This window comes from Pseudoduganella sp. jia 12 (genome assembly GCF_055502675.1).
The window spans coordinates 46,714-60,425 of record NZ_JBUXKP010000007.1 but is presented as its reverse complement, the minus strand read 5'-3'; the positions used below and the strand labels follow the sequence as shown (position 1 = coordinate 60,425).

The following is a 13,712-nucleotide window of genomic DNA, read 5'->3' as shown; positions in this document are numbered from 1 at the left end:
GGCGCATTAACGGTTCAATACCCGCACGTTGCTGATGGCCGGCGGTGCCGCCGAACGGTTTTGCAAGGTGTACACGAGCGAGAGCAGGGCAAGTGTCTGCACGCTGCGGTCCTCGACGCCGCCCGCGTTTGAAAAAGGCGCAACGCTGAAGTGCTTGTCGCGGTAGTCCACTGCGACCGCGGCGCCCGGCGCCGGCTGGCAGCATTGCATGCGAAACAAGTGAGCGATGCGTTCCTTGCCGATGCGGATCGCCACCGGATCGATGCGGGTAGCGTCCGATGCATTCTGGTAGCGGCTCAGTTCACCCAGGTAGTAGATCATCGACTGCGTGGAGCGCAGCACCAGCCTGGCTTCGGCGATGGCCGGGCCGGCATCGTCGCGTGGCGGGACGGCCTTGGGATTGGCGGCATTCCCGGCCGGACGGCGCTTGTCGCCCGGCCCGCCCACCGAGATCTGCAGTGTCGACAATGCCTTGCCGATCTGTTTCAGCGTATCGGCAACGGGCGGTTCACCGGTTGAAAGCGCCACGGCCGGTGCCAGGGCATCGCCATCGGCAGGGACCTCGACCGCGGCTTGCGCAGCCGGCGATACATTGCCGTCGATCGCGCAGTCGGCCGCGCCGGCAATGCCGGACTTGCCCGAGCCATAGGAGTCGAGCTTGACCCCGGCTTCCCGCACCACCTGTGCGAGCCGATAGTAACGCGCGGCGCCGGCCTTGCGCGCGTGCGGCCCACCAGCAAGCTCGTTGCCATCTGCATCGACTTCCACCGGCACCAGGCCGGCCGCCCTTGCCGCGGTGACGACGGCGATGTCCGCCAGTTTCGTGGCGGGGAAGGGCTCGCCCTGGAATTCATGGGAAGTCGATTCGGACAGCACGAGCCGGCAGCCGGCCACCACGTCGATGAGTGCACTGAATGCCGGGAACGTTTCGTTGCGCGGGCTGTTGACGAGGTTGTGCAGCAGGTTGCCGTGACTGTCATAGGTTTCGACCGCGCCCACGAACATGTACAGCAGCAGCGGCAACGGCCAGCCCTGGCTGGCGAAATACGCCATCAGCCGCGCATCCACCGGCGTGGTGAGGCCGTTCATGAATTCCTGCGACACGAGGCTCACGGTATCGACCGCCGACGCCGATTCGAGCGACGGGCGCAGCGCATAGTACGCCGGCGCCGCGCCGCCGAACGGGATGTCCAGCCCCACGAACGGGGTGCCGAGCCCGCCACCACCCGGCGTGGCGCGCACCGTGTTTACCTGTGTGAAATGCATGGGCATGCGTTCATGGGCACGGGCGATGTTCAGCACGAGGTAGGCGTTGTGCGCATCTTCCTGCACGATGTTCGACGTGATCGCGCTTTTCACCAGCGGGCCGGAACAGCCGGCCAGCAGCGCCGCGGCCGCGGCGGCAAGGGTTTTCCGCATCCTGCTTCCTCGTACGATGAACGAGGAAGCAGGCTAAGGCGCGCACAATTCAATGTCAATGAAATAACCTTGCTGCCTGCGCCCCCATGCGCGCGCTACAGCAGCGACAGCGCCGGCGGGCCATCCTTGCCCAGCCACGTGGTGTCGAAACGCTGCTGCGCCGCGGCCAGCGCGGCCTCGTCGCCGCGCTGCCGGTAGACTTCAATGAGGCCCCGCAGCGCCCAGCCGTTGCTCGGCGTGCGCGCCAGCGAAGCGCGGAACGTGCCCTCGGCCGCGTCGAGCCGTCCGGCGCGCAACTGCGCCGCGCCGAGCGACTGGCGCACCGGGTAGTACCAGTAGGGCGGCTCCGTGTAGGGCAGCGTGTCCTGCACGTCGACCGCTTCCTGGTAGGCCGCCATCGCCGCGGGCAGGTCGCCGCGCGCATCGGCTACGCGGCCGGTGGCCACGGCACGTGCCGTGCGCACGATGTCCCGCGCCGGTATGCCGGCCGCCTCGATCGCCTTGAAGTCCGCCGTGCGCTCCAGTGCCGACAGGGCGGCGATTTCCCGGTTCGCCGCCGCCTGCGCGCCCTTGCGGGCATGGCCGACGGCGCGCGCGTAATGCCACATTGCCTTCACCAGCACCAGGTCGTTGCCGGGGTCGGGCAGGGCCAGCAGCGTATCGGCGCTGGAGAACTGCACGTGCGAGAAGTAGGGCGCTGCCTTCACCGGCTGCATCATCGCGAATTCCTTCACGAGTTCCGCGGGCAGCGAGCGGTTCAGCTTGGCCGCCGCCTCCAGCGCGGTGCGGCTGTCGCCGCCCATCAGCGCCGACACCATCACGAAATGGATATTGTGCGGGTAGTAGGCGCCCTTGTACACGGCATCGCTGGCGGCATTGCCGAAGTAGGCTTCATCGGCCGCGATCGCGTCCAGGTTGGACTGCAGCGCTTCGCGGTACAGGCCCACCCGGTAATAGATGTGCGACGGCATGTGCACCAGGTGGCCCGCGCCGGGTGCCTGCGCCGCCAGCATGCGGGCAAAGGGCAACGCCCGTTCCGGGTGGCTCGATGCCTCCACCGCGTGGATGTAGTAGTGGGCCGCGCCCGGGTGCCGCGGATTGCGCTCCAGCACCCGTTCGAGCGCATCGACCAGCTCGGCCGTGCGGCCCTTCGGGCGGGTACCGGCGGCCTGCCAGTAATCCCAGGGCGCCAGGTCCATCAGCGATTCGGCGAACAGCACCTGCACCGTATCGTTGTTGGGGAAGGTGCGCGCCGCCTCCGTCATGGCCGCCGCGTAGGCCTTGTCCAGCGCCGCCCGGTCCGCCGTGGGCGAGGCCTCGTAGCGCCGCGCCACCGCGCGGATCAGTGCCTGCTCGACAGGCGTGCCCCGCGGCGCCAGTGCCAGGGCGGCCTGCGCCGCGGCGAACGCCGGCTCCACGGCCTGCGGGAACATCGGTGCATTGATGTTCGGGCCCAGCACGAGCGCCTCGCCCCACCAGCACATGGCGCAGGCCGGATCGATCGTGCGCGCCGCGCGGAATGCGCGGGCCGCTTCGGCATGGTTGAAGGCGAACGTGAGCCGCAGGCCCTGGTTGAAATACGCCTGCGCCTTCGGCTGCTTCGTGGTGACGGGCACGTTCAGCGTGCCCAGGTTGTCATAGAGCGGTGGCACGGCTTGCGCCGCTTGTGGTGCCGTTGCCCTAGCCGATGGCCGGAACGGCGCCGTTTCCGCCTGGGCCAGTACCAGCCCCTCCAGCAGCGGCGGACGGCCCGGCCGGGCCGGCATGCACGTGGGCGCGCCCGCCAGTACCGGGTCGAAGCCGCCGCGCCGTTCGGCCAGCGATGGCGGCCGCGGCCGCCAGGATCACTTTCGCTTTCATCGTCCCTCTCCCTTCGTTCAGTGCATTCGCGATTGGAACAACAGGAGCAGGGCGGGTTCCTGGTTTTGGAAGACGTCCTGTGTAGAATCAAATTAACGTGAATTAGCCGGGGTTGCAATGCCAAAGCTGGCCTGGGTAATCTTGCCGCTGGCGCTGTATGGCGCCTGGCTCGGCGTGGCGTTGCTGCGCGGCAGGGCACCGTCGCGCCATGTGCTGAACGTGCAGCTCAGCGTGCTGTTGATGGGCTACCTGCTCGCCACCGCCGGGCTGGGAATTTTCTGGGTGGCGAACCAGCAGCTGCCCGTGTTCGACTGGCATTACCTGTTCGGCTACGGCACGCTGGCCCTGGTGGCGCTGCATCTGTGGTTCAACCTGCCGGCCGTGTGGAGAACGTTGCGCGGCGGTGGCGGCCGCGCGGCGGCCCGGCCGGCATCCGCGCGGCGGCCCCTGCCGGCGCTGGCCATCGTGGCCATGCTGGCGCTCGCGGCCGGCTACCTGGCAGGCAAGGCACTCGCCCCCGCACCCGCCGCGGTGCCGGCTGCGACGGACGAGGGTCTGGCCGCCGTAGCGGCGTTTCACCGGCATTCGTCGCTGTCGCGTACCGGCGTGTTCGGCAGCGCGCCCGGCATCGACTGGGGCGATGCGCCGCCGCAATTCAAGCACTACGCAGACGCACCGCCGGTTCCGCTCGGCCATGCCACGGGCGCCGATGCCGCCCTGTCCGCGGCGCTGCGGGCGCCGGCACCCCGCAACGGGCCATTGCAACTGGCGGAACTGGGCACGCTGCTGCATCTGGCGGCCGGGATCACGCAGCGGCGCGGCGGCCAGGCGCTGCGCGCTGCGCCGTCGTCCGGCGGGCTGTTTCCCAGCGAACTGTACGTGGTGGCACGCCGGATCGGCGGGCTGGCACCCGGCCTGTATCACTACGATGCGGAGCATTCCAGGCTGGCACTGCTGGGCACGTTGCCCGGCAACGCGGGCGTTCCCTCGGCGCACGATGCCGATGCCGCCATCGTGCTGACGTCCATCTTCCACCGCACCGGCTACAAGTACCGCGAGCGGGCCTGGCGCTACGCGGTGGCCGATGCCGGCCACCTGCTGGAAAACCTGCGCGTGGCGGCGCATGCGGCCGGGTTGCGCGCCGTGCTGGCGCCGCGGTTCGACGAAGGCAGGCTGGCCGGTGCGCTGGCCATCGACGGCGTGCGCGAAGCACCGCTGGCCGTGATGGAACTGCGCAGCACGGCAGGTACCAGGGCGGAATCGACCCCGGCCGTGTTCGCTCCGGCGGCGGCTACGGCGGCCGGTCTGGGCGCCACGAGCCGGATACAGCAGGCCACGTCGCTGCAAGTGCCGGCAATGCACGGGGGCGGGCACATCGCCTTGCCCGCGCCGCAGCCATCGGCCATGCCGGCCGCCCGCGCGATCGCCGAGCGCCGCAGCAAGCGCCGCTTTACGGGAGACGCGGTGCCGCTGCCGGTGCTGGCGTCGATGCTGGCCGATCTGCGCCAGCCTGCGCAGCTGTCCGCCGCCATCGGCATCCACCTTGTCGTCAACCGCGTGCAGGGACTGGCGCCGGGCGTCTATCGCTACGTGCCCGGCCATGCGCTCGAACACCTGCGCCGCGGCGAATTCGCCGCGGCCGCCCGCTCGGCCGCGCTGGCGCAGGACGTGATCGGCGATGCCGCTGTCGTGCTGGTCCTCTCCGCCAACCGTCGCACGATGCTGGCCGAAGGCGCGCGCGGCTACCGGCATGGGTTCATCGAAGCGGGTCTCGTCGGCGAACGCTGGCTGCTGGGCGCCACCGCCCGGGGCCTCGGGGCCTGCCCGGTCGGCGCGTTCTACGACGATGAAGCGGCTACGCTGGTCGGCGTGGACGGGAAGCGCGATTGGGTGCTGCACTTTGCGGCGCTGGGCGTCGTCGCGCAATGACTGCTAGACTTGTCGCTTCCTTGCCGCTTCATTGCCGCCCCTTTCGCCATGTTCGACCTTCCGCCAACCGACGTCCACCTGCGCAGCTATGGCGCGCAGCGCGAGTCCGACCGCCATGCGTTCGCGCAGCTGGTGTTGCCGGTGGCTGGCGTCGTGCTGCTCGACATCGAGGGCAGGGAAGGGCGGCTCGATCCGCTGCATGGCGCGCTGGTGGCGCCGGGCGCGTGGCATGCGCAGTGCGGCGATGGCGCCAACCAGTCGATCGTGGTCGATATCGATGCGGGCAGCGAAGCGCTGGCACGGGGCGACTGGCAGCGGCTGCTGGAACGGCCGTTCACGCCGCTCGCCCCCGCCACGCGCAAGCTCATCGAATACATGGCGCTGATGACCGCCGGACGGCCCGCGCGCGCGGAACTCGTGCATGGCTGGATACCGCTGCTGCTGGACGCGCTGGCCGATGCGGCCCCGCAGCCCGCCTCGCGCCTTGCGGCATTGTGCGCGCGCATCGAGGCGGAGCCGGGCCGGCCGTGGACCACCGACACGATGGCGCGTGCAGCCGGCGTCAGCGTCAGCCGGCTGCATGCGCTGTTTCGCGAAGAGCTCGATGCCAGCCCGCATGCATGGCTGATGGCGCGGCGGCTCGACCGCGCTTGCGAATGGCTGGTCGCGGGCCGGCGCACCATCGCCGACGTGGCGCTGGCAGCCGGCTTTACCGACCAGAGCGCCCTGACGCGGGCCATGCGCACGGCGCTCGACACCACACCCGCCGCCTATCGCCGCGCCAGCCAGGAGAACGGCACAAAGAACCGCGAGGAAACGCCAAGAAAATAGCGTGGCCACCATCGACAATCCTGGTTTTCGGGAGAGTCGCATGGTCGAACAACACCGCCGCGGGGTCGCCGCGGGCATCGCGGCAGGTGCCGTCTGGGGGCTGATCTTCATTGCGCCGGAGCTGGCGCCCGGTTTCACCCCCATGCAGCTGTCCGCCGGCCGCTACCTCGCCTATGGCGTCATCGCCGCGTTGCTGCTCGCGCCTTCGTGGCGGGCCGTGACGGCGCGCCTTGGCGCGGCCGAGTGGCGCGCGCTGGCCGGCCTGGGCCTGGCCGGGAACATCGTCTATTACGTGCTGCTGGCCGCCGCCGTGCAATCGGGCGGCGTGGCGATGGCATCGCTCGTGATCGGGCTGGCGCCGATCGCCATCACGCTGGCCGGCAGCCGCGACCGGCATGCGGTGCCGCTGCGGCGGCTGGTGCCATCGCTGCTGCTGAGCGCTGCCGGCCTGGCCTGCATCGGCCGCGACGCGCTGGCCGGCCCCGGTTCGCTGGCCGGCCTGCTGTGCGCCCTCGGTGCACTGGTGTCCTGGACGCTGTACACGGTATGGAACAGCCGCGTGCTGGCGCGGGTCACCTCGGTGTCGGGCGGCCAGTGGAGCCTGCTGGTCGGCGTGGTGACGGGACTCGAGGCGCTGGTGCTGGCGGTGCCGGCGTTCGTGTGGGCCGAAGGGACGCACGAGGCGGCTGCATGGTGGCGCTTCATCGGCGTGGTCGGCGCCGTCGGCCTGCTGTGCTCCGTGTTCGCCAATACCCTGTGGAATTTTGCCAGCCGCGCGTTGCCGCTGGCGCTGACGGGCCAGATGATCGTGTTCGAGACGCTGTTCGGCCTGCTGTACGGCTTCCTGTGGGAAGGGCGCTGGCCAACGATGTACGAGAGCGCGGCGGTGGCGCTGCTGGTGGGCGGGGTGGTGTCATGCGCGGCCGCCCACCGGGAGGAGCGGCCTGGCCGGCGCGGGCAAGCCGCGCCGGACCCAGGCCTCGGCAGGATTTCTTAGCGGCTCTTCGCGCTGGCTTCGCGCAGCACGCGGAACTCGGAATCCTTGCCCCAGTTCGGCCAGGTGCGCGAATCGGCCAGATCGCGGCCCAGGCCGTACAGCAGTTCCAGGTCGCTGGCCATGCCGGTGAACGGCCACTTCGGATTCCACTCGTCGGCCGGCTGGTGGTAGCGGTCCTTCGTGTAGTTCTCTTCCTCGGCCTTGCCGGCCGCGGTGCCCCCGGCGATCCAGTCCTCGCCGGAGCCGAACGACAGTGCCGGCACGCCGCGCTTGGCGAACGGGAAGTGGTCGGAGCGGAAGAAGTAGCCCGCCTCCGGCTTCGGATCGGGGGCGTAGGCCTGGTTGCGCTGGCGTGCCTTGTCGACCAGCAGGTCGAGCAGGTCCAGCTTTGCGCTGCCCGAAATCGTGAAATTGCGCGCCGGGCCATGGGGGCTCAGCGCATCGACGTTGATCACGCCGACGGTCTTTTCCAGCGGGTACAGCGGATTGGCCGCATAGTACTCGGAACCCAGCAAACCCTTTTCTTCCGCCGTCACGGCCAGGAACACCACGCTGCGTTTCGGTGCGGGTGCCTTCGCGTAGGCGCGCGCCAGCTCGATCAGCGCGGCCATGCCGGTGCCATTGTCGACGGCGCCGTTGTAGATCTTGTCGCCCTTCGCATCGGGAGCGCCCACGCCCAGGTGGTCCCAGTGGCCGCTGTAGATGATGGTTTCGTCGGCGCGTTCGGCGCCCGGAATGAGCGCCACCACGTTGCGCGACTTGATCACCTGCGCATCGACCGCGTAGCGGGCCGACAGCGTCACGCCTTGCAACGGCACCGGCTTGAAATCGCGGCCTTGCGCGCTTTTCTTGACGGTGTCGAAATCGAGACCCGCGCGTTTGAACAGGTCGGCGGCCGCATCTCGCTGGATCCAGGCTTCCATCGGCGCATGCGATTTCGCCGGGTCCTTGCGCACGATGTCGTACATCACGTTCGTGTTCGAGTTCTTCACGGTGGCCCAGCCGTAGGAAGCCGGTGCCGTTTCATGCACGATGATCGTGCCCAGCGCCCCGCGACGCGCCATTTCCTCGAACTTGTAGGTCCAGCGGCCATAGTAGGTCATGGCCTTGCCGCCGAAATCGCCCGCGCCCGTTTCGAAGTCCGGATCGTTGATCAGCACGATGGCCAGCTTGCCCTTGAGGTCCTGGCCCTTGAAGTCGTCCCAGTTGCGCTCCGGCGCGGTCACGCCATAGCCGGCAAACACGAGTGGCGCGTTCTTGAAGTCGACCAGCGGCTTGCCGTTCATCGCCGCGCGCACGGCCATCTGCTCGCCCTGCGACCATGCCAGGGTATCCTTGCCCGCATGGACGGTGAGCGCCACAGGGCCCTGGATCTGGAAGCGGCCCAGCGGCACTTCCTGCGTCCAGGTGCGCTTGCCGCCGACGAGGTCGCCGCCCGGCTTCGCTCCGGCCGCCTTGAACTGTTCGACGAGGTAGTCGACGGTCTTGTTTTCGCCCGCGGTATGCGGTTCACGGCCTTCGAATGCGTCGGAAGACAGCACTTTCACGTGCTGGGACAGGCGTTGCGGGTCGAATGTCGGGGTGGCCGCATGCGCCGCGAACGCGGCCAGCAGCAGCGTGGCCAGCAGGGTTTTTTTCACTCGGGATCTCCTTGGGAAAAACAATGAAGCGTCAAGTATCGTCCGAATGGCGGCGGCGGTAAAGTGCCGCGAAAATACGCTGCGGCGCAGGCGCCTATGGCAGTTCGGGTTCCTTCGCGCCGGGTTCGCGCAGCACCGCCTTGTTGCGCAGGCCGATCCGGTCGTGCTCGAACGACTGCGCCAGTTCCTGCCGCGCCTCTTCCTCGATCGAGATCCTCTGCGATTCGTCGCGAAAGTGCGGGAACATGGTATCCAGCGTGGCCAGGTTGTGTTCGCGGAACCTGGTGCGCGCCAGACGGGCGCTGGCTTCGTCGATGCCCAGCTGGCGCATCGCGTGCTCGCCGATGCGCAGCGCCGCTTCGAAGGTTTCCCGCTCCACCAGGTCCACGCCCCGTTCGCGCAATTCGAACAGGTGCGTCACGTTGCGCGCCCGGCCGATCATCTTCAGGTGCGGGAAATGTTCGCGCACCAGATCGGCCAGCCGCAGGCTGGACTCCATGTCGTCGATCGCGTTGATCAGCAATACCGCCTTGTCCGCCTCGGCGGCGCGCAGCAGGTCCAGGCGCGTGGCGTCGCCGTAGAACACGCGCAGTCCGAAGCGGCGCAGCATGTCGATCAGGTCCGGGTCGTTGTCCAGCACCGTCATGCGGATGCCGGAGGCGGCCAGCATGCGGCCGGCGATCTGGCCCACGCGGCCGAAGCCGGCGATGATCACGCGCGCGCCATCGGGCTCGATGGTGTCGGCCGGCTTTGGCGGCACCGCGTACATTTTCCGGCTCGCCCATTCGGCCACCGTCATCGCCAGCGGCGTCAGCGCCATCGACACCGCCACCACCAGCACGAGCGTTTCGCGCCACGGCGCCGCGATCACGTTGGCGTCCTGCGCCACCGCGAGCACCACGAACGCGAATTCGCTGCCCTGGGCAAGCAGGCCGGCGAACGGCCAGCGCTGCACGGGCGCCACCGGCAGCGCTCTTGCCACCAATCCGAGCAGCAGCATCTTCAGCAGCACGTAGCCGACCGTCAGCACGGCGATGCGCACCGGGGCATCGGCCAGCAGGCCGAAATTGACGGACATGCCGACCGACGTGAAGAACAGCCCCAGCAGAAGGCCCTTGAACGGTTCCAGGTCTGTTTCCAGCGCCTTGCGGTATTCCGAGCCGGCCAGCAGCACGCCGGCCAGGAAGGCGCCCAGGCCCATCGACAGGTCGGCCAGTTCCATCAGGTGGGCGATGCCGAGCACCAACAGCAGCGCGAACGCGGTGAAGATCTCGCGCAGGTTCGTGCGGGCGATCAGCCGCAGTGCCGGGCGCATCACGTAGCGACCCGCCAGCAGCACGCAGGTCACGGCGCCGATCGCATACAGCCAGTTGAAACTCGAGCCGCCGCCGCCGCCCAGCAGCGGAATGATCACCAGCAGCGGGATCGCCGCCATGTCCTGGAACAGCAGGATCGCGAATGCCGCCTTGCCGGCCGGCGTGTTTTCCAGGTGGCGCTCGTTCATGTTCTGCACCGCGATCGCCGTCGACGACAGAGCCAGTGCGGCGCCCGCCACCAGTGCCCCGATCCACGGCATGCCGAGCAGCCATGCCGCCGCGCCGAGCGCGATGCCGCAGCCGGCCATCTGCAGCGCGCCGCCGCCCAGGACCAGCGTGCGCATCGACATCAGCTTGGCGGGCTGCAGCTCCAGCCCGATCAGGAACAGCATCAGCACCACGCCGATTTCCGCCACGTGGCCGATCGCTTCCACGTCGTGGATCAGGGCCAGGCCCCATGGCCCGATGATTGCGCCGCCGATCAGGTAGCCGAGCACGGAGCCGAGGCCGAGGCGCTGCGCCAGCGGCACGAGCAGCACGGCGGTAACGAGGAAGACGATGGGCGTGAGCAGCAGGTCGTGCATGGCGGGCAAGTCGCAGTTGAAGATAGTGCAATGGTACGTCTTCCACCACCATGGATGGCGCTTTTGCTATGCTGCGGTGTTCAATGAATTTCGGAGTGGAAGATGGTCTCGTTGCAGGAACAACTGATGAAGGCCGGCCTGGTCGACAAGAAAAAGGCCGCCAAGGTCCAGCAGGACAAGAGCAAGCAAAAGAAGGACGAGCGCCGCACCGGCACGGTGACGGAGAACGAAGCGCGCGCGGCCGCGCTGGAAGCGCAGCGCCGCAACGCGGAACGGGCGCGCGAACTGAATGCGCAGCGCGACGCGGCGGCGCAGCAGAAGGCGGTCGCCGCGCAGATCACGCAGCTGGTGAAGCAGAACCGCCAGCCCCGGGGGAACGGCGACATCGCCTACAACTTCACCTATGGCACGAAGGTCGAGCGCATCCACGTGTCGGCCGCCGTGCGCGACCACCTGGTGGCCGGTCGCCTCGTGATCGTGGGGCAGGGCGAAACGTTCGAGCTCGTGCCGCGCGTGGTGGCGGACAAGATCGCCGAGCGCGACGCGGCACTCGTGGTACGCGTCAGCAAGCCCGTGACGCCTGCCGTGGAAGAGGACGATCCCTACGCCGACTACAAGATTCCCGACGATTTCACCTGGTAATCACCGTCCGGCCACTGGCTGGCCGCCGCAATTGTGTCATTAAGGAAATTCAGTGTTGCATTTCTGCCGACAAGCCACGTACTCGCAATAAATATTAACATACGGAAACTAGTGGACTGCTACCATGTCATCTCAGGCTTCTCGGCCGCAAGGACAACATGGGTTCCCTCTTTCACCGTATCAGGAAGGCACTGGATGCGCGCGCGCTTCCGGCGGGCGTATTCGTCGCCGGCCTGATCGCATCCGCGTATGCCGGCGTGGCTTCGTTCGGCCATGCGGAGCGGGTGCAGGCGGCCGGACAGCAGGACGCCATCGAGGATTACCTGTACCTGCTGCGCCATCGGCTCGACCTGTACGCCGGCGCAAGCCGCGACCTGGCGGCGCTGTTCAGCGCATCCGATGCGATCGGCGCGGAGGAATTTGCCGCTTTCGTGGACGCCAGCGGGGCATTCGCGCGGCTGGGCGGTCTGCGCGCTTTCGGCTACGTGCCGCGCGTGCCGGCCGGGGAGGCGGCAAGTTTCGAAGCGCAGGTGGGGCGCCGGTTCCCCGGTTACCGCATCACCGAGCGCCGCCCCGGCGCGCAAGACTATTACCCGTTGCTGTATGGCCGGCATGCATTCGACACGAAGCGGATGGATGCGTTGCGCGGGCTCGATTTTTCATCGCTCCCGGTGCGCTGGACAACGATGCAGCAAGCCGCGCGGCTCGGCGAACCCGTGGCGACGGGCCGCATGCCGGCCATGTTCGATCCGCGCCCCGAACCCGTGATCCAGCTGCTCACGCCGGTGCGCAGGCCGGGCGCCGTCCCGGCGTTTGGCGAGGAGGGCAAGCCTGCACCGAAAGGCTTTGTCTTCACGACCATCTATCTCCAGTCGCTGTTCCTCGGCTTCGACAAAGGCCGCATGGCGCGGCAGTTCGACCTGGAAGCTTACGACGGGACCGTCTCGCCCGGACACCTGGTGTTCGATGCCGACGACGTTTCCCATGCCACCGCTGCCGCCGGTATCCCCGGCCGGGGCCGGCTCGCGCAGCGGGCCGAGGTGCGTTTTGCCAACCGGACCTGGCTGATTCATTTCTACGCCAAGCCCGGACCGGCCGATTCGGCGCCGGCCCGCGCGGCGGCCCAGGCCGTTGCGGCCGGCATCCTGCTGTCGCTGTTCGCCGCCTGGGCGGTGGCGACATGGCCCCGCTATCGGGCGCGCCGGCGTGCCATGCACGATTTCAGCGAGCGCTTCGCGAGCTTCTTCGACCATCACCCGTTCGCCGTGTATGCGATCGACACGCAGCGGCGCTTCCTGCATGCCAACCGCCAGTTGCTGAAGGAACTGGGCGTCGAGCGGCACGCACTGATCGGCACGCAGGCCGATGCCTACGTCGGCATCGAAGACCGTGCCGACGTGGCGCGGCACCTGGACGAAGCGCTGGCCGGGCAGGCCGTGGCCTACACGACCCGCATCGCCGATGCGGCCGGCCGCATGGTGGACATGTCGATCGTGCTGATACCGATGAGTACCGGCGACGACGTCACCCACGTGCTGGGCTTTGCCGAGAACATCACCGGGCGCAAGGAGGCCGAACGGGCACTGTATGCGTCGCGGCAGATGCTGCAGCTCATCCTCGACAACATTCCGCAAAGCGTGTTCTGGAAAAACACCGGCAGCGTGTACGAGGGCGGCAACCGCGCACTGCTGGCGGATGCGGGGCTGGCCAGCGAGGCGGAGCTGGTAGGCAAGACGGATTTCGACCTGCACTGGCGCGACCAGGCGCCGCACTACCACCAGGTGGATGGCGAGGTGATGCGATCCGGCCTTGCGCGCATGCGCATGCAGGCACTGGACCGCAGCATCGACGGTACCGGGCGGTGGTTCGAGACCAGCAAGATTCCGTTGAAGGACGGCGCAGGCAACGTGACCGGCATACTGGCGGTGACCGAGGACATCACGGCGCGCAAGTACATGGAACAGGAACTGTTCCGCCGCGCCCACCACGATACGCTGACGGGCTTGCCGAACCGCGGCTTCTTCAACGGCCACCTGGAGCAGGCCGTCGCCCGTGCCCAGCGCCACGGCGCACTGGCGCTCATGTACTTCGACATCGACCGCTTCAAGGGCATCAACGACACGCATGGCCATGACGTGGGCGACGACGTGATCCGCATGTTCGCCGGCCGCGTGCGCGCCGTGGTGCGGGAAGCCGACTTCGTGGCGCGCCTGGGCGGCGACGAATTCGTGCTCGTCGCCGAGGGCCTGCAAGGCGCGCAGGCCGCCACCCTGATCGCGCAGAAGATCATCGCGGCGATGGCACCCCCGTTCCAGCTCGGCACCGCCACGCTGCCTGTGACCACCAGCATCGGCATCGCTTCGTTCGAGCCCGGCATGACGTCGCGCACGCTGATCCGCGCGGCCGACCAGGCGATGTACGACGCCAAGCGGTCGGGGCGGAACTGCTTCCGGCTCGCGCCGTCGGGGCAGGACCGGAGCGCGGCGTAGGCGAA

At 68.5% G+C, this 13,712-nt stretch carries 9 protein-coding genes; 5 read left to right on the top strand and 4 right to left on the bottom strand.

The genetic code is table 11. The features are described from left to right. Positions 1 to 6: 6 nt before the first annotated feature. Both ACY65G_RS16630 and ACY65G_RS16625 read right to left on the bottom strand, forming a co-directional pair. Positions 7 to 1,419, bottom strand: coding sequence for a hypothetical protein (locus ACY65G_RS16630; protein WP_464998436.1), 1,413 nt, complete (start codon positions 1,417 to 1,419; stop codon positions 7 to 9). A 95-nt stretch (positions 1,420 to 1,514) separates the two neighbouring features. Then, positions 1,515 to 3,185 (bottom strand): tetratricopeptide repeat protein, encoded by a 1,671-nt coding sequence (locus ACY65G_RS16625; protein ID WP_464998435.1) that lies wholly within the window; start codon positions 3,183 to 3,185, stop codon positions 1,515 to 1,517. A gap of 211 nt (positions 3,186 to 3,396) precedes the next feature. On the opposite strand from ACY65G_RS16625, the gene ACY65G_RS16620 reads away from it, so the two are divergent. Genes ACY65G_RS16620 through ACY65G_RS16610 form a run of 3 tightly spaced genes read left to right on the top strand, consistent with a single transcriptional unit; the run spans position 3,397 to position 7,036 of the window. After that, entirely contained in the window at positions 3,397 to 5,208 is a 1,812-nt protein-coding gene (locus tag ACY65G_RS16620) for a SagB/ThcOx family dehydrogenase (protein ID WP_464998434.1), read from the top strand. A gap of 48 nt (positions 5,209 to 5,256) precedes the next feature. After that, on the top strand, positions 5,257 to 6,039 hold the full coding sequence (locus tag ACY65G_RS16615) for a helix-turn-helix transcriptional regulator (RefSeq protein WP_464998433.1): 783 nt from the start codon (positions 5,257 to 5,259) through the stop codon (positions 6,037 to 6,039). A 40-nt stretch (positions 6,040 to 6,079) separates the two neighbouring features. Continuing rightward, positions 6,080 to 7,036, top strand: coding sequence for a DMT family transporter (locus ACY65G_RS16610; protein WP_464998432.1), 957 nt, complete (start codon positions 6,080 to 6,082; stop codon positions 7,034 to 7,036). On the opposite strand, the gene ACY65G_RS16605 is transcribed toward ACY65G_RS16610, so the two are convergent. Both ACY65G_RS16605 and kefC read right to left on the bottom strand, forming a co-directional pair. After that, a complete protein-coding gene (locus ACY65G_RS16605) occupies positions 7,033 to 8,676 on the bottom strand; it encodes a M28 family metallopeptidase (RefSeq protein ID WP_464998431.1) in 1,644 nt (547 codons plus the stop codon). The genes ACY65G_RS16610 and ACY65G_RS16605 overlap by 4 nt on opposite strands. A 94-nt stretch (positions 8,677 to 8,770) precedes the next feature. Further along, complete coding sequence (gene kefC / locus ACY65G_RS16600) at positions 8,771 to 10,576, bottom strand: glutathione-regulated potassium-efflux system protein KefC (protein ID WP_464998430.1); 1,806 nt, start codon at positions 10,574 to 10,576, stop codon at positions 8,771 to 8,773. A gap of 102 nt (positions 10,577 to 10,678) precedes the next feature. On the opposite strand from kefC, the gene ACY65G_RS16595 reads away from it, so the two are divergent. Continuing rightward, entirely contained in the window at positions 10,679 to 11,218 is a 540-nt protein-coding gene (locus ACY65G_RS16595; RefSeq protein WP_464998429.1) for a DUF2058 domain-containing protein, read from the top strand. A 158-nt stretch (positions 11,219 to 11,376) separates the two neighbouring features. Beyond that, positions 11,377 to 13,707, top strand: coding sequence for a sensor domain-containing diguanylate cyclase (locus ACY65G_RS16590; protein ID WP_464998428.1), 2,331 nt, complete (start codon positions 11,377 to 11,379; stop codon positions 13,705 to 13,707). Positions 13,708 to 13,712 lie beyond the last annotated feature (5 nt).